Origin of the sequence: Streptomyces sp. B15 (genome assembly GCF_018070605.1) — a bacterium.
GTDB lineage: Bacteria > Actinomycetota > Actinomycetes > Streptomycetales > Streptomycetaceae > Streptomyces > Streptomyces smyrnaeus.
This window is the reverse complement of record NZ_JAGPXJ010000064.1, coordinates 1-16,025: the sequence shown is the minus strand read 5'-3', so window position 1 is coordinate 16,025 and position 16,025 is coordinate 1. Positions and strand designations below refer to the sequence as shown.

The window sequence follows — 16,025 nt, the reverse complement described above, 5'->3', positions numbered from 1 at the left end:
GTCACCCGGCGGGATCCGGTGCGGCCGGGTGCGCTCGCTCGCCCCCGGTCGGCTGCGGCAGTCCGGCGGCCAGCGAGGCGAAGCACGAGTCGAGCATGTCCAGCAGTTCCTCGGTCGGTGACTCGGGGTCCCATGCGCGGATCGAGGAGCGCAGCACCGTCAGTCCGACGCCGCCCAGCAGGCGGGGGTAGAGGGCGTCCGGGGACAGTCCGGTGCGTTCGGCGACCGCTTCGGCCAGCGCTTCGGCCATGTGGCTGTTGCTGTGCAGCAGTTTGGGAACCAGTTCGGGATAGGCGCCCAGCAGCCGTCGGCGCTCCCGCCAGCCCGCGTCGGCGACCAGCGCCGGAATGGCGGTACGCAGCGTCCGGTGCAGCGCCTGGAGCGGCGGCTCGCTCGCGGGGCGCGCGGTGAGCAGGTCGACGAGCTGGCCGGTGAGCCGGCGGTCCCAGTCGAAGACCGCGTCGTCCTTGGTCTCGAAGTAGTTGAAGAAGGTGCGTGCGGAGACCCCGGCGGCTTCGCAGATGTCCTGCACGGTGACGGCGGAGGGGCCGCGCTCCAGATACATCCGGACGGCGGCGGCACGCAGCGCCGACCGGGTCTCCAGTTTCTTGCGCTCCCGGAGCCCCTGGGCGGTCTCGGAGGTCGGGTCGGCCATCTGCAGCTCCTGTGCTGTCCCGTGCGCTGCCCCTTCGCAGGGTTCCTACAGTAGTGCATTTTTGCAGCACTGCATTTTTTTGTTAGCGTCTCTAATCATTGGCCATGCCATGCATCGCGGCGGAGACCGGACCGGCTGCTGCACGTACCGAGGAGGCGGACCCTGTCCATGGCGGAAAACGCGGGAAACGCGGGAAACGCGGGAAACGCGGAAGACGCGAAAGGCAAGGCGGACCCGGAGAGCGCGGGAGGCGGTACCTCCACGCTCGGCGCGACCGTACGCACCCTGGCGGAGACGCTGTGGTTCCCGGCGTTCTTCTTCACCGGCTTCCTCGTCTGCTATCTGCTGCCCTTCCACAACCCGGTGCCGCACCACGTGGACGTGGCCGTCGCGGGGCCGTCGGCCGTCCAGCTGGAACAGGCCCTCGAACACAAGAGCCCCGGCGCCTTCGACATCCACCAGGTCGCCGACGCGCAGGCCGCACAGGACGCGGTCACCGACCGTGAGGCCACCGCCGCCTATGTGCCCGACGCCGAGCATCCGAAGCTCTACGTCGCCAAGGCCGACGGCTACTCGCTCGAATCCGTCCTCCAGAAGACCTTCACCGGCGTCGCACAGCAAAGCGGCGGCCGGCTGCAGGTCCACGAGGCGGCCCCCACGGCGCCCGGCGACGGCATGGGCACCGGGCTGTTCTACCTCGTCCTCGCCTGCACCATCCCCTCCTACGTCAGCGTGATGATGCTGCTGCGGGCCACCACACTCGGGCGGCGCAAGAAGGTCGTCACCCTGGTGTCCATCGGTGTCGTGGAGAGCGTCGTCGCCTTCCTGGTGGCGCGCTCGATGGAGGTGATCCCGAACGAGCCGCTGGCCATCCCGCTGGTCTTCCTGATGACCCAGGCGGTCGCACTGACCTCCTACGGACTCGTCCCCTTCTGCAAGCAGTTCTTCCCGGGCGTGGCCATGGGGCTGTTCGTCCTGCTGAGCATGCCGTCCAGCGGCGGCGCGATACCCGTCCAGATGGTGCCCGGATTCTTCCGGGCACTGCACCCGATCATGCCGATGGGCAACCTCATCGAGGCGCTGCGCGGGCTGTTCTACTTCGACGGCAAGGACGTCTGGCAGCACACCCTCGTCATCTGCGCCTGGGTCCTCGCCGGTGTCGTCCTCATCGCGCTCGGCGCCTGGAAGGAGCGGCGCGCCGCCCGCAAGGAAGCACGCGCCGAGGAGGCGGCCGCGGCCGCCGAGCCGGCCGCCGAGCCGCCGGTCGAGGACCCCTCCTTCGAGCTGCCACGGCCCAGCGCCGTGGCCCCGCACAGCCGCCGCACGGGCCTGCACGAGCCCGATCTGACAGGACAGGTCACCGACGAACACGGCCGGCCGCTGCCCGGTGTCGCCATCACGGTCACCGGAACCCACGGCAGGGAACTCGTGCGCGCCATCACGGACCAGCACGGCGAATACGCGGCGGCGGGCCTGCCGGACCAGTTCGTCAATGTGATCGCCTCCAGCCCCGACCGCCTCGCCGCCGTCGCCCGCCTCCAGATCCGCGACGGCCACCCGATCCGCCACGACTTCCGGCTGACCCCCAGGCCGGTACCGGTGTAGCGGGGCCGTCCCCTCTCGGGAGAGGGGGCGGCGGGCGCGGTGACAGGGGCCCCCGACCTCGGCCGAAGCCGCGGCCTCGAACAGCGCGACGGCCGCCCCGCCCAGCCGGGCGGCCGTCGTCGGTGTGCGGGCGCGGGGTCTCAGGCGCCGGCGCCCTCCGCGCCGTCGGCGGCGGCCTGCGCCTCGGCGGCGCGCCGCACCTCGTCCATGTCCAGCTGCCGGGCCTGACCGATGAGGTCCTCCAGCGCTGCCTCGGGCAGCGCGCCGGGCTGCGAGAACACCAGGGTGCGGTCCCTGATGATCGCGAGCGTCGGGATGGACTGCACCTCGAATGCGGCTGCGAGCTCCTGCTGGGCCTCCGTGTCGACCTTGGCGAAGGTCAGGTCCGAGTGCCGTTCGGCGGCGGCCTCGTACACCGGGGCGAAGCTGCGACAAGGGCCGCACCACGAGGCCCAGAAATCGATCAGGACGAAGTCGTTTTCCGAGACCGTCTCCTCGAAGTTTTCCTTGGTCAGCTCGATCGTGCTCATGCTGTCTCCTGCCATGGGGGCATCAGGGCGGGCCGCGCCCTGGCGCCGGGGAACAAACTGTGCCGGGGTCCACATTCCCCGAGCCGGTTCCCGGCACAGGCCATGGCAACACACCCGGACCCAGGACGGCACGGCCGGGTACACGTCCCGTGCGGGGGCCTGTCCACGCGATGCCGGAGGGAGTGGCCGCAAGTGGCTGCAGAAGCGGTGGCCGAATCAGCGGGCGGAGGGGTCCACAGCACTCGGGTGATGACCATGAACGTGCTGGCGCCCCAGTACGCCGACCCGGCGGCCCGGCGGGCGGTACTGGCCCGGGAACTGCACCGGCTGCGCCCCGATGTGCTCGCCCTGCAGGAGGTGGGCCGCGACGAGCTGCCGGCCCTCGCCGGGGACGGTTGGCACCTCGCCCCGCACCCTCGGTGGTCGGCCGACGGCGTGGGTGCCGTGCTGGCCGCCCGACGGCCGTTCGGCCACGTCACGGCCGACCCGCTCCAGGTGACCGGGCGCACGGCGCGCACCGAGTGGTGCGGAGCCGTCGCCGCCGAGCTGCCGCTCCCCGAGCCGTTCGGCACGCTGCTGGTGGTCCACCACAAGCCGAGCTGGCCCTACGACTACGAGCACGAACGGGAGCTGCAGGCCCTCGCCGCCACCCGCCTCGCCGAGCAGGCCGCCGCCGCCCGTCCCGTGCGTCACACCGTCCTGCTCGGGGACCTCGACGCCACGCCGGACGCCGCGAGCCTCCGGTTCCTGCGGGGTCTTCAGACGCTGGACGGTGTCGGGGTCTGCTTCCAGGACGCCTGGTCGGCGGTGCACCCCGGCGAACCCGGACCCACCTTCGGCCCCGGCAACCCCCTCGTCCGGCAGGGTGACATGCCGGCGGTGGCGGACCGCCGTATCGACCACATCCTGGTGCGCTGCGGCTCGCACGGCCCCACCCTGCGGGTCTCCGGCTGCGAGCGGGTGCTGGTGCAGCCGGTGGACGGGGTGCAGGCCAGCGACCACTACGGGCTGCTCGCCGACCTCACGCTGCCGGACCACCCTCCGGGCCGGTGGGCCCTGCAGCGCTGAGTGCCGCGTGCACCGGAGCGCGGCCGGGGGTCATCCGTCGGCGCTTCGCACCTCGAAGCCGCCACGGCCGTCGAACCGGACCTCTCGTACGGCGTCGAAGCCGTCTGCCGGGGACGGCCTGCGCAGGCGCCGGTGGGTGGCCCGCAGGCCGACGTCCGGCACCCGGGCGCGGCCGACCCGGGCGGCGTTGCGGCGGAGCGAGGCCGCGAGGTCGGGCGGGAACCAGTAGGCGGTCACCCGGGCGCCGTGCGCGTGGCCCAGGGCGATCAGGGGCGCCCATTCCCCCGGTGAGGGATTGGTGTTGTCCACCGCGACGGGCTGCCCGGCCGCCAGCGCCTGGTCGATCAGTCGCAGCTGACGCCGCTGCTTGTTCCGGGCCGAACGGGGGAACAGGTCCTTGCTGACCAGCAGATGGCCGCCGACGGGCCCGCTGGTGCGCCCCTCGGTGCGGGCGCCGGTGTGTTCGCCGGAGAGATGCTGCCGATGGAAGGAGGACTTCCCGGCGGCTTGCAGCCCGACCAGCACGGCCAGCTCCGGGCCGCCCCTGATCGGCGCGTTCCGCTCCACCACCTCCTCCGGGTGGCCCCGGGGCCGTGCGGCCAAACGGGAGGGGGCGGCGGCCGGCGGGTGCGGTCGCTCAGCAGCCCGGCCCCTGGCCCTGCTCCACATGGCCGATCAGCACTTCATGTGGCCGATCAGCGCGGTGAGCTCCGCCAGTTCGTCGGCGGTCAGGTCGGTCAGCGGCGGGCGGACGGGCCCGGCGCTGCGGCCGGTGGCGGTCATCCCGGCCTTGACGATGCTCACGGCGTACCCGGGCCGCCGGTCGCGGAGTGCGGTGTAGGGGAGGACGAAGTCGGTGAGCAGCTTGGAGACGACCTCGTGGCGGCGGTCGCGTACGGCACCGTAGAACTCCAGGGCGAGTTCGGGGACGAAGTTGAACAGGGCCGAGGAGTAGGTCGTCACGCCCAGTTCCAGATAGGGCCGCGCATACGTCTCGGCGGTGGGCAGGCCGCCGATGAGGGTGAGGCGGTCGCCAAGCCGGGCATGGACGCGGGTGGCGGTCTCGATGTCGCCGACCCCGTCCTTGTAGCCGATGAGGTTGGGGCAGGCGTCGGCGAGCCGGAGGAGGGTGTCGGCGGTGTAGACGGCGTTGGCGCGGCTGTAGACGACGACGCCCAGCGAGGTGGCCCGGCAGACCTCCGCCACGTGCTGGGCCAGCCCTTCCTGGCCGGCTTCGGTGAGGTAGGGCGGGAAGAGGAGCACTCCGTCCGCGCCGGCCCGCTCGGCGGCGACGGCGAACTCGACGGCCGCCTTGGTGCCGTACCCCGCCGGGGCGAGGATCGGCGTGTCCTGCGGTGCTGTGCGTACGGCCGCCGCCACCACGCGGGCGACCTCCGCACTCGTCAGCGAGAAGAACTCGCCGGTGCCGCCGGCCGCGAAGAGCCCGCCGACCTGGTGGCGGGCCAGCCGGGCGATGTGCTCCCGATAGGCGTCCTCGTCGAAGGAGAGGTCGGGCCGGAAGTGCGTCACCGGGAAGGACAGCAGCCCGGAGCCGAGCCGGCGGCCGAGTTCCGGAGGGGTGAAGGACGTCATGGACGTGGTGCTCCTGTGTCGGAGAGGCGGAGGGGCGGGGGGCGGACGCGGGGGAGAGGGAGTGAGGAGCGCGTAGGTCGGGCGCGTGTGGGGCGGGCGCCCGGGTCGGGGCGCGCGTGGGTCAGGGGCGCTTGCCGACCTCGTGCTCGGCCTGCGTCCAGGCGCGGGCCTGGTCGCTGAGGGTGATGCCGAGCCCCGGGCGGGCGGGTATGTGCATCCGGCCGGCGCTGGTCTCCAGCCGCTCGTCGAACAGCGGTTCCAGCCAGTCGAAGTGCTCGACCCACGGCTCGATGGGGTAGGCGGCGGCCAGGTGGAGGTGGATCTCCATGGCGAAGTGCGGGGCCAGCTGCAGCTGCTGGTGCTCGGCGAGCGCCGCGAGCTTCAGGAACTGGGTGATACCGCCGATGCGCGGGGCGTCGGGCTGGATGACATCGGCCGCCCCCTGGCGGATCAGCTCCCAGTGTTCGGCGACGCTGGCGAGCATCTCACCGGTTGCCACCGGGGTGTCCAGCGCTGCGGCGAGCGCCGCGTGGCCCTGGGCGTCGTAGGCGTCGAGCGGCTCCTCGATCCACACCAGGTCGAACGGTTCCAGCGCGCGGCCCATCCGCCGGGCCGTGGGCCGGTCCCACTGCTGGTTGGCGTCGACCATGAGCGGGACGTCGTCGCCTACGTGTTCGCGGACCGCCCGCACCCGCTCCAGGTCCCGCTTGCCGTCCGGATGCCCGACCTTGATCTTGAGCCCGCCGATCCCGGCCTCCAGGGAAGCGGTGGCGTTGGCCAGTACCTCCTCGGTGGGCGTGTGCAGGAAGCCGCCGGAGGTGTTGTAGCAGCGTACGGAATCGCGATGCGCGCCCAGCAGCTTGGCCAGCGGAAGTCCGGCGCGCTTGGCCTTCAGATCCCACAGGGCGACGTCGAAGGCGGCGACGGCCTGGGTGGCCAGTCCGCTGCGGCCCACCGAGGCACCGGCCCACACCAGCTTCGTCCAGATCCGGCCGATGTCGCTGGGGTCCTCGTCCAGCAGTTGGTCGGCGATCTCCCTGGCGTGCGCGAACTGCCCCGGGCCACCGGCCCTCTTCGCATAGCTGAAGCCGATGCCCTGGTGGCCTTCCGCGGTGGCGATCTCCGCGAACAGGAACGCCACCTCCGTCATGGGCCGCTGCCGCCCGGTGAGGACCTTGGCGTCGCTGACCGGGGTGGCCAGGGGGAGGAGCACCGAGGAGAGTCGAACCCAGGAAATCCTGTCCCCGGTCGCCGCGTCGGCGTGCTGCGCCGCGTGGCCTGCCACATCGGAGGTCGAGAGGGTCGTCGTGGTCACCACTGTGTGTCCCTGGGGTGTGAGGTGGTTCGGGCCTGCGGGCCGGTGGCGGGCAGCACTGCCGCCGCTGTGCGCGGAGCCGGGGCTCGCCGTCGACCGCCTCCGAAGCTAGGGTCGGCGATTGATCCACGTCCAACATAAGTTTTGGATACGACCATACCGGGACGGCATCGTTGTTCACCCTGGCACAACTCACGAGCTTCATCGCGGTGGCCGAAGAGCTCCACTTCACGCGGGCCGCAGAGCGGTTGCGGATGACCCAGCCGCCGCTGAGCCGGCAGATCCAACTGCTGGAGAACGAGCTGCGCGTCCAACTGCTCGACCGCACCAACCGGTCCGTACGGCTGACCCCCGCCGGGCGCTCCTTCCTCCACGAGGCCCGCCGCATCGTGCGACAGGCCGAGCACGCCACGCTCGCCGTACGGCAGGCCTCGACGGGTGAGGCGGGTGCGCTGGCCATCGGCTTCACCGCCGCCAGCGCCCACTCGGCCCTCGGTTCGCTGCTGGACGTGGCCCGTAGCGCCATGCCCGGCGTCGAGGTCGTCCTGCGCGAGCTGGTCACCCGCGACCAGTTGGAGGCGCTCACCGAGGGGTCGCTCGATCTGGGGTTGATCCGGCCGGCCGCGGTCGGCCCCGAACTGAGGCTGCGGCCCGCCGGGCGCGAGGGCCTGCTGGCCGCGCTGCCCACCGGTCACCCGCTGGCCGTCAAGGAAGGGGACCTGGAGGTGGGCGACTTCGACGGCCAGGACTTCCTGATGTACTCGCCGATCGAGGCCCGCTACTTCCACGAGCTGCTGATCAGCATCTTCCGGGCGGCACAGGTCACGCCCGTCTTCACCCAGTACCTCAGCCAGATCCACAGCATCCTGGCCCTGGTCGACGTGGGCTGGGGCATCGCCCTGGTGCCGCAGACGGCGGCCCGGATGCGGCATGCGGGCATCACCTTCAAGCCGCTGGCACTGCCGAACCCCGAGCCGGTCCAGCTGAACCTGGTGTGGCACGAGAAGAACGACAACCCGGCGCTGCACTCGCTGTTGCGACAACTGGGACCTCAGGACTCACATCCGTAGCACCCGATCATTCAAGGAAGGTATCGCAGACAACAAAATTCACAATGGACGGGAATGGAGACCGAACCTACGGTCAGTCCTCAGCCGCCGGACCTGTGGCTTGGACCACACGCACGGCAGGACCACCCGCGGCAGCGCAGCCGCAATCCCACGGTCTAGGAGACTGACCCATGCCCGCTCTCGACCGGCAGGACGAGCCGGTGACCTCCGCCCCCGCCGCCGCGACCTCCGCGGCCCCCCGCACGGCAGGCCGCCTGAGATATCTGATCCTGGCGATGCTGTTCACGGTCACCACCATCAACTACGCCGACCGCTCCACCCTCTCGATCGCCGGCGACTCGATGCAGAAGGATCTGCACATCAGCTCGGGCGAGTTGGGCGTGCTCTTCTCGGCGTTCTCCTGGTCCTACCTCATCGCCCAGATACCCGGCGGCTGGCTGCTGGACCGCTACGGATCGAAGAAGGTCTACGGAGCGGCGATCTTCCTCTGGTCGGTGTTCACGATGGCCCAGGGAGCCATCGGCTTCTTCGCCGGAGCCGCCGTGGTGCTGCTGTTCATCCTGCGCTTCGTGGTGGGCCTCGCCGAGGCCCCGTCCTTTCCCGGCAACTCCCGTATCGTCGCCGCCTGGTTCCCCACCAAGGAGCGCGGACTCGCCGCCGCGCTGTTCAACTCGGCCCAGTACTTCGCCACCGTCGCCTTCGCCCCGCTGATGGGCTGGCTCGTCGTCACCATGGGGTGGGAGCACGTCTTCACCGTCATCGGCGGACTGGGCGTGGTGCTGGCGCTGGTGTGGACCAGGGTCATCCACCCGCCCCGCAGCCACCCGCGCCTCAAGCGGACCGAACTCGAACACATCGCGGCGGGTGGCGCCGTCGTCGACATGGACGCGCCCACACCCCGGGAGACGACCCGGGCCGAGGCCGCGACGACCGGCAGGCAGAACCTCGCCCACATCAAGGCGATGCTGCGCAACCGCACCATGTTCGGCGTCTTCGTCGGTCAGTACTTCATCAACACCATCACCTGGTTCTTCCTGACCTGGTTCCCCGTCTATCTGGTGCAGGATCGCGGCATGACCATCCTGGAGGCGGGTTTCGTCTCCTCGCTGCCCGCACTGTGCGGCTTCACCGGCGGCGTCCTCGGCGGCTTCCTCTCCGACCAGCTCGCCCGGCGCGGCCTCAGCCTCACCACGGCCCGCAAGATACCCGTCATCACCGGACTGCTGCTGTCCACCACCATCCTGATCTGCAACTACGTGTCCGCCTCCTGGCTGGTCGTGCTCATCATGTCCCTCGCTTTCTTCGGCAAGGGCCTGGGCGCCCTGGGCTGGGCGGTGATGTCCGACGTCTCGCCCAAACAGATCGCCGGCCTCGCGGGCGGTGTCTTCAACACCTTCGGCGCCCTCGCCGGCATCCTGACCCCGCTGGTCATCGGCTACCTCATCGACGCCACCGGCTCCTTCGACCTGGCCCTCGTCTTCGTCAGCGCCTGCGCCGCCATGGCCGTGGTCAGCTATCTGGTCATCGTCAAGGACATCCGCCGGATGGAACTCACCGAGCTGTGACCCCGCCCGCACCGCCCGGAGGCCTGTGCCGCGGGCGATTGTGCGGCGGCTGATTTCTTGCGGTGCGGCAGCCGATGAGGTGTTCTCCCCGGCGGGAATGGGGAGCGGCTTGGGTGGGTGGAGCGGCAGCCCGCGTTCCGCCCGGGAGACACCAGGGACAGCCGGACAGCAGGGACAGCGACGGCTCGGCGAAGGGGCGGCGGACGATGACCGGCACCGGAGACGAACACGCGGTCGAATCGCTGAGTGAGGCGGCAGCACTCGCGTACGTACACGGCATCTGTTTCAAGACGGGACCACCGCGCCGCGTCGGCGTCGAACTCGAATGGCTGGTCCGCCCGCTGCCGCCACCGCACGGCGGACCCTCGCACACCGCACCGCACCCTCCGCTCACCGGGGCCCCGACACCGTCTCCCTGGCCCACCGAAACCGCAGCGCCGCAGCCCTCCCCCCACCAGGACCGGGCCGGGGCCCGGGTCGGGGCGAGCACCCTGCGCACAGCCGCCGCCGCGCTGCGCGGCGTACCGCTCACCTCGGCGATCTCCCTCGAACCTGGCGGGCAACTGGAGTTCAGCTCCCAGCCGGCCACCTCCCTCGCCGCCTGCGTACGGGCCGTCTCAGCGGATCTCGCCGCCGCCCGCGAACAGCTGCGGCGGCACGGCATCGCACTCCTGGGCCACGGGCTCGACCCCCGTCCGCCCCTCCGGCTGCTGGAGGACCGGCGCTATCGCGCCATGGAGACGTACTTCGACCGCACCGGCCCGGCGGGGCGGGCGATGATGTGCTCCTCCGCCTCCGTCCAGATCTGCCTCGACGCGGGCACGGCCGAGCCGGGACCGTTCGGCCTGGGCCGCCGCTGGCTGCTGGCGCATCTGCTGGGCGCCGTGCTCACGGCGGCGTTCGCCAACTCGCCTGCCGTCGAGGGGCCCTGGTCCGGATGGCGCTCGGCGCGGCAGGGCGTATGGGCCGCGCTCGACGGCTACCGCAACCTCGCACCGCCCGGTAGCGGCGGCGATCCGCGTGCGGCGTGGGCGCGGTACGCGCTGGACGCGCCGCTGCTGTGCGTCCGCTCGGCACAGGGCCCGTGGACGGTGCCCCGCGACGGGATGACGTTCCGGCAGTGGATCCGGCGCAGCGCCCGCACCGGACCCGGCCACAACCGGCTCCGGCCGCCCCGGCTGGACGACCTCGCCTACCACCTGACCACCCTCTTCCCACCCGTACGCCCCCGGGGACACCTGGAGCTGCGGATGATCGACGCCCAGCCCGGTGAGGACGGCTGGATCGTGCCCCTCGCGGTGACCACGGCGCTGTTCGACGACGCCCAGGCCAGCGAGAGCGCCTACCGCGTCGTCAAGCCGCTGGCCGACCTCGCCACCGTGGGACCGGCCCCGCGCAACGCCCTGTGGCAGCGCGCCGCCCGGGACGCACTGACCGACCCCGAGCTGCACGCCGCGGCCCGCGACTGCTTCGACCTCGCCCGCCGGGCACTGCCCCGGCTGGGTGCGGGACGCCGGGTGCGGGCCGCCGTCGAGGAGTTCACCGCGCGCTATGTCGTACCCGGCCGCTGCCCGGCCGACGACCGGGCGGCCACCGCCGACCGGCCCGCCCCGCTCGGGGCCCCGCCGGCCGGGCCCGCCCCGCCGGACGACGGTCCCGCACCAGGACCGCCCCGGACCGCCCCAGGACAGCAGGGAGAACCATGGTGACCGCTGCCCACGGGCGCGCCGCGCTGCGCGCCCACGCCTTCGATGCCCTCACCCGCGCCCGTACCCGCACGCTGGCGCTCTCCGACTGCGTGGAGGACGCCGAACTCACCGCGCAGCACTCCCCGTTGATGTCCCCGCTGGTGTGGGACATGGCCCACATCGGCAACCAGGAGGAGCAGTGGCTGCTGCGGGCCGTGGGCGGCCGGGCGCCGCTGCGGCCCGAGATCGACTCGCTCTACGACGCCTTCGAGCACCCGCGCGCCGAGCGCCCCTCCCTGCCGCTGCTGCCGCCGGACGAGGCCCGCGCCTATCTGGCGAAGGTCCGCGGGGACGCCTTCCGGGTGCTGGAGCGCGCACAGCTGGAAGGACGCCCGCTGGTGGCGGACGGCTTCGCGTTCGGCATGATCGCCCAGCATGAGCAGCAGCACGCCGAGACCATGCTCATCACCCACCAGCTGCGGCGCGGCCCGGCGGCGCTGACCGCGCCGCCACCGCCCGCGGCGCCCACCGGGACGGCGGCACTGCCGCACGAAGTGCTCGTCCCGGCCGGGCCCTTCACCATGGGCACCGACGACGAGCCGTGGGCGCTGGACAACGAACGGCCCGCCCACCGCCGGGATGTGCCGGCCTTCTGCATCGACACCCTCCCGGTCAGCAACGGGGCCTATCTGCGCTTCATCGAGGACGGCGGCTACGCCGATCCCCGTTGGTGGACGCCCGCGGGCCGGGACCATGTGCGCCGCAACGGGCTGCGGGCGCCGCTGTTCTGGCGGCAGGAGCGGAACGGCTGGTGGCGCCGCCGCTTCGGGGTGCGCGAGCCCGTACCGGAGGCGGAGCCGGTGATGCACGTCAGCTGGTACGAGGCCGACGCCTACGCGCGGTGGGCGGGGCGGCGGCTGCCCACCGAGGCCGAGTGGGAGAAGGCGGCCCGCCTCGACCCGGACACCGGGCGCAGCCGCCGCTTCCCCTGGGGCGGCGCCGACCCGGAGCCCCACCACGCCAACCTGGGGCAGCGGCATCTGGGCCCCGCCCCCGTGGGCGGTTACCCCGACGGTGCCTCCGCGCTGGGCGTGCGGCAGTTGATGGGAGAGGTGTGGGAGTGGACGTCCAGCGACTTCGCGCCCTACCCGGGCTTCACCGCCTTCCCCTACCGGGAGTACTCGGAAGTCTTCTTCGGCCCCTCCTACAAGGTGCTGCGCGGCGGCTGCTTCGGCACGGACCCGGTGGTCGCCCGGGCGACGTTCCGCAACTGGGACCACCCGGTGCGCCGGCAGATCTTCGCCGGGTTCCGCACGGCGCGCACCCCCGCGCCGGAGGAGTCGGCGTGAGCGCCCCGGGCACGCCGGGCCGAGCGACCGGCAGCCGCTGATGTGCCGCCATCTGGCCCATCTGGGTCCCGCCCGGCCCTTGGGGGAGCTGCTGCTGGCGCCGCCCCACTCGCTCCACCGCCAGTCGTGGGCCCCGCGCCGCCAGCGGTACGGCACCGTCAACGCCGACGGTTTCGGGGTGGGCTGGTACGCCGACGGCGATCCGGTGCCCGCCCGCTACCGGCGGGCCGGGCCGATCTGGGCGGACGGCTTCTTCCCCGATCTGTGCCGGGTCGTACGGTCGTCGGCGCTGGTGGCCGCCGTACGGGACGCGACGACCGGCTGTGCGGCAGGCGAGGCGGCCGCGGCCCCCTACACAGCGGGGCCGTGGCTCTTCAGCCACAACGGTGCCCTGACCGGCTGGCCCGCGTCCGTCGCCCGGATCGCGGCCGCGCTGCCGCCGGACGAGCTGCTGGGTCTGGAGGCGCGCTGCGACTCGGCGCTGGCCTGGGCGCTGGTGGGGCACCTGCTGCGGGCGGGCGCCGGACCCGGCCCCGCGCTGGCCGAGGCAGCCGCCCAGCTGACCGCGGCCGCCCCCGGCTCGCGCTGCAACTTCCTGCTGACCGACGGCCGTACGCTCGCCGCCACCGCCTGCGGCGACACCCTCTGGTATCTGCTGAGGGCCGGTACGTCCCTGACCGTCGCGTCCGAACCGCACGACGCGGACCCGGGCTGGCGGCCGGTCCCCGACGCACATCTGCTCACCGGCGATCCGGGCGGCATCGAGCTGACCGCCCTGAAGGAGTCTCACGCGTGACCTCGAACTCCCGGTTCACCCTCACCCGCACCCTGCCCGCGAACGCCACTGCCGCCGCACTGGGCTCGGACGTCACCCAGGGGCTGACCCGCTTCCCCAAGACGCTGCCGCCCAAGTGGTTCTACGACGCGCGCGGCAGCGAGCTGTTCGAACAGATCACCGAGCTCCCCGTCTACTACCCCACCCGCACCGAGGCCCGCATACTCCGGGAGGCCGCACCCGAGATCGCCCGGCTCACCGACGCGCGCACACTGGTCGAACTGGGCTCGGGGTCCTCGTACAAGACCCGGCTGCTGCTGAGCGCGCTCGGCTCCCCGCTGACATATGTGCCCGTCGACGTCAGCGAGTCCGCGCTGGCCGAGGCCGGGCACGCGCTGCTCGCCGACCACCCCGGGGTGACGGTGCACGCCCTGGTCGCGGACTTCCAGCAGCGGCTGCCGCTGCCGCCGTGCCCGGAGCCGAAGCTGCTCGCCTTCCTCGGCGGCACCGTGGGCAATCTGCTGCCTGCCGAACGGGGCCGGTTCCTCGCCTCGCTGCGGGCCCGCCTCGGTCCGCACGACGCCCTGCTGCTGGGCACGGACCTGGTCAAGGACCCCGCGACGCTGGTCGCCGCCTACGACGATCCGGACGGCGTCACCGCCGCCTTCAACAAGAACGTCCTGCACGTACTCAACCGACGGCTGGGTGCCGACTTCGACCCGGACGACTTCGCCCACGTCGCCGCCTGGGACAGCGACAACGAGTGGATCGAGATGCGGCTGCGGGCCCGCCGGGCCCTCAGCGCGAAGCTGCCCGCCCTCGACCTGAGCGTCGACTTCCGGGCCGGGGAGGAACTGCGTACCGAGGTGTCGGCGAAGTTCCGCAGGCAGGGCGTGCGCGCCGAGCTCGCCGCCGCGGGGATGCGGCTGCACCGCTGGTGGACCGACCCCGCACACCGCTTCGCCCTCAGCCTCGCCGTGCCTGCTCCGGTCGCGTCGTGAGGGCCGCCGTGCGCATCCTGCGGGGGTGAGGTACGAGCAGACCACGACCGTTGCCGGGGACGCCGACGCGGTCTTCGCCCAGATCACCGAGCAGCTGCGCCGACGGGGGCTGCCGGCCGAGGTGGACCGGGACAGCCGCACCGCGGTGTGGGCCTCCGGGCCCGGCGGCGGCTGCGCCGGGCAGCTGTACGTCACCGACGCGCGGCTGCCCGGCGCGCGTGTCACGGTCAGTGTCGAGACGGAAGCCGCCGACGCGGTCCGCATCCTGGCCGGGATCGACCGGGCTCTCGCCGCCCTTCCCGGCGACGCCTGAGGCGGGGGCCGGGTCTCCGCCCGCCGGACCGGGCAGCCGCGAGGTCAGCGGCCGGGCGGAAGGGGCGACGGGCGCACCCCGTGGTGCGCCCCGCTCCTTCGGCGCCCGGTCACCGGCTCAGCTCGACCTTGCCGAACAGCGCGGCGTAGCCGCTGGGCAGCTGGCTGAGCAGTTGGTTGAGCTCACCACCGGAGACGGCCTCGGCGAGTGTCGACAGCACCGCACTGGCGTCCCACTCGGCGGTGCGGGGCCGCGCGTTGGTGCGCTCGGCGACATGGGCGCAGAACTGCTCGACGCCGTACGTCTCCGCCGGATCCTCCCCGGCCTCCGCCACGACCGGACCCAGCGGACCGGGCAGCTGGGCCGCCAACTCCTGCGCCTTGACGGGAGTGATCCGGGAGGCGAGGACGCTCAGTACCGCCCGGGTGACCTCTTCGGCCTCCGCCCGGTTCTGGTACTCGCCGCGCTCGCGGACCTGGGCCAGGAACTCGTCGTACCTCATGGTCAGCTCCTTCGTACCGCTGGACGGGTGCTCTCCCGTCACGCGGTACCCCCTTCCGGCGCATCTATGGGCCGGTCGGCAGCCCGGTGTAGTTCTCCGCCAGCTCCGCGGCGGCGTGCGGCGAGGTGGCGATCCGGTCCAGCTGGGACAGCTGCAGGCGGGTGTCGAAGGAGGACTGACCCGGTGCGATGTGCAGGGTCGTGGTCATGAAGTGCGAGAAGTGCTCGGCCCGCCACACCCGCCGCAGACAGGTGTCCGAGTAGCTGTCGAGCAGCTGCGCCGAGCCCGTCTCGTACAAATGTGCGAAAGCGCGGGCGAGGACCGTCACGTCGGAGGCGGCCAGGTTGAGCCCCTTGGCGCCGGTCGGCGGGACGATGTGCGCGGCGTCCCCGGCGAGCAGCACCCGGCCGTACCGCATCGGTTCCGTCACCGAACTGCGCATCGGCAGCACCGACTTTTGGGTGACCGGGCCGCGGTTGAGCCGCCGGCTCCGGTCGGCGCCGAAGCGGGCGTCCAGCTCGTCCCAGATCCGCTCGTGAGGCCATGCGTCCGGATTCGTGCCGTTCGGCACCTGGAGGTAGAGCCGGCTGACCGTGGGGGAGCGCATGCTGGCCAGTGCGAAGCCCCGCTCGGAATGGGCGTAGACGAGCTCGTCGTAGCAGGGCGGTGCCCCGGCGAGGATGCCCAGCCACGAGTACGGAAAGGTGCGCTCGTGGACGCTGCGCGCACCCTGGGGAACGGCACGCCGCACCACGCCGTGGTACCCGTCGCAGCCGACGACGTAGTCGCAGGTCAGCGTCGCCTCCTGGCCCCGGCGCAGATAGTGGACGGTGCAGTGGCCGGCGTCCGCCGCGGCGCCGGTGACGGCCCGCACCGGCGCCTCGAACAGCAGCGGACCGCCCTCCTGCGACTGGAGCGCCACCAGGTCCTTGACGACCTCGGTCTGCGCGTAGACCCACACCCGCCGGCCCCCGGTGAGGGCGGGGAAGTCGATGC

At 72.6% G+C, this 16,025-nt stretch carries 16 protein-coding genes; 9 read left to right on the top strand and 7 right to left on the bottom strand.

The features are described 5' to 3' along the window. Position 1: 1 nt before the first annotated feature. Complete coding sequence (locus tag KBY19_RS25090; RefSeq protein WP_099885361.1) at positions 2-655, bottom strand: TetR/AcrR family transcriptional regulator; 654 nt, start codon at positions 653-655, stop codon at positions 2-4. Between the two features lie 168 nt (positions 656-823). On the opposite strand from KBY19_RS25090, the gene KBY19_RS25085 reads away from it, so the two are divergent. Then, on the top strand, positions 824-2,260 hold the full coding sequence (locus KBY19_RS25085) for a carboxypeptidase regulatory-like domain-containing protein (RefSeq protein WP_210955107.1): 1,437 nt from the start codon (positions 824-826) through the stop codon (positions 2,258-2,260). 140 nt (positions 2,261-2,400) lie between these two features. On the opposite strand, the gene trxA is transcribed toward KBY19_RS25085, so the two are convergent. Then, positions 2,401-2,790, bottom strand: coding sequence for a thioredoxin (gene trxA, locus KBY19_RS25080; RefSeq protein WP_099885363.1), 390 nt, complete (start codon positions 2,788-2,790; stop codon positions 2,401-2,403). A gap of 192 nt (positions 2,791-2,982) precedes the next feature. On the opposite strand from trxA, the gene KBY19_RS25075 reads away from it, so the two are divergent. Continuing rightward, the gene (locus tag KBY19_RS25075) at positions 2,983-3,858 is read left to right on the top strand and encodes an endonuclease/exonuclease/phosphatase family protein (RefSeq protein ID WP_180289809.1); all 876 of its coding nucleotides are present in this window, start codon (positions 2,983-2,985) and stop codon (positions 3,856-3,858) included. A gap of 30 nt (positions 3,859-3,888) precedes the next feature. On the opposite strand, the gene KBY19_RS25070 is transcribed toward KBY19_RS25075, so the two are convergent. From KBY19_RS25070 to KBY19_RS25060, 3 genes are all read right to left on the bottom strand, one after another. Next, positions 3,889-4,425, bottom strand: coding sequence for an ATP-binding protein (locus KBY19_RS25070; RefSeq protein ID WP_307843615.1), 537 nt, complete (start codon positions 4,423-4,425; stop codon positions 3,889-3,891). Between the two features lie 108 nt (positions 4,426-4,533). After that, positions 4,534-5,451, bottom strand: coding sequence for a 5-dehydro-4-deoxyglucarate dehydratase (gene kdgD / locus KBY19_RS25065; protein ID WP_210966764.1), 918 nt, complete (start codon positions 5,449-5,451; stop codon positions 4,534-4,536). A gap of 121 nt (positions 5,452-5,572) precedes the next feature. Continuing rightward, the gene (locus KBY19_RS25060; protein ID WP_307843616.1) at positions 5,573-6,736 is read right to left on the bottom strand and encodes a mandelate racemase/muconate lactonizing enzyme family protein; all 1,164 of its coding nucleotides are present in this window, start codon (positions 6,734-6,736) and stop codon (positions 5,573-5,575) included. Between the two features lie 203 nt (positions 6,737-6,939). Here KBY19_RS25060 and KBY19_RS25055 point away from each other — a divergent pair, with 203 nt between their 5' ends. The 7 genes from KBY19_RS25055 (at position 6,940) to KBY19_RS25025 (ending at position 14,527) form a co-directional block, all read left to right on the top strand. Beyond that, a complete protein-coding gene (locus KBY19_RS25055; RefSeq protein WP_099885366.1) occupies positions 6,940-7,836 on the top strand; it encodes a LysR substrate-binding domain-containing protein in 897 nt (298 codons plus the stop codon). Positions 7,837-8,006: 170 nt separating this feature from the next. Then, complete coding sequence (locus KBY19_RS25050) at positions 8,007-9,401, top strand: MFS transporter (RefSeq protein WP_099885367.1); 1,395 nt, start codon at positions 8,007-8,009, stop codon at positions 9,399-9,401. A 206-nt stretch (positions 9,402-9,607) separates the two neighbouring features. Further along, complete coding sequence (gene egtA / locus KBY19_RS25045; protein WP_247691399.1) at positions 9,608-11,110, top strand: ergothioneine biosynthesis glutamate--cysteine ligase EgtA; 1,503 nt, start codon at positions 9,608-9,610, stop codon at positions 11,108-11,110. Beyond that, positions 11,104-12,438, top strand: coding sequence for an ergothioneine biosynthesis protein EgtB (egtB, locus tag KBY19_RS25040; RefSeq protein WP_185018595.1), 1,335 nt, complete (start codon positions 11,104-11,106; stop codon positions 12,436-12,438). The genes egtA and egtB overlap by 7 nt, the downstream gene beginning before the upstream one ends. A 40-nt stretch (positions 12,439-12,478) precedes the next feature. Further along, positions 12,479-13,234 carry an ergothioneine biosynthesis protein EgtC gene (gene egtC / locus KBY19_RS25035; protein ID WP_099885369.1) on the top strand — a complete coding sequence of 252 codons (756 nt, stop codon included), beginning with the start codon at positions 12,479-12,481 and terminating at the stop codon, positions 13,232-13,234. Beyond that, a complete protein-coding gene (gene egtD, locus KBY19_RS25030; RefSeq protein ID WP_099885370.1) occupies positions 13,231-14,214 on the top strand; it encodes an L-histidine N(alpha)-methyltransferase in 984 nt (327 codons plus the stop codon). The genes egtC and egtD overlap by 4 nt, the downstream gene beginning before the upstream one ends. A gap of 25 nt (positions 14,215-14,239) precedes the next feature. Continuing rightward, on the top strand, positions 14,240-14,527 hold the full coding sequence (locus tag KBY19_RS25025) for a hypothetical protein (protein WP_210966763.1): 288 nt from the start codon (positions 14,240-14,242) through the stop codon (positions 14,525-14,527). A gap of 109 nt (positions 14,528-14,636) precedes the next feature. Here KBY19_RS25025 and KBY19_RS25020 read toward each other — a convergent pair whose 3' ends face one another. Further along, positions 14,637-15,029, bottom strand: a complete 393-nt coding sequence (locus KBY19_RS25020; RefSeq protein ID WP_099885372.1) for a DUF2267 domain-containing protein — start codon at positions 15,027-15,029, stop codon at positions 14,637-14,639. A 64-nt stretch (positions 15,030-15,093) separates the two neighbouring features. Continuing rightward, positions 15,094-16,025: 4-hydroxybenzoate 3-monooxygenase (locus KBY19_RS25015; protein WP_210966762.1), on the bottom strand; the 932-nt coding region annotated here is incomplete at its 5' end.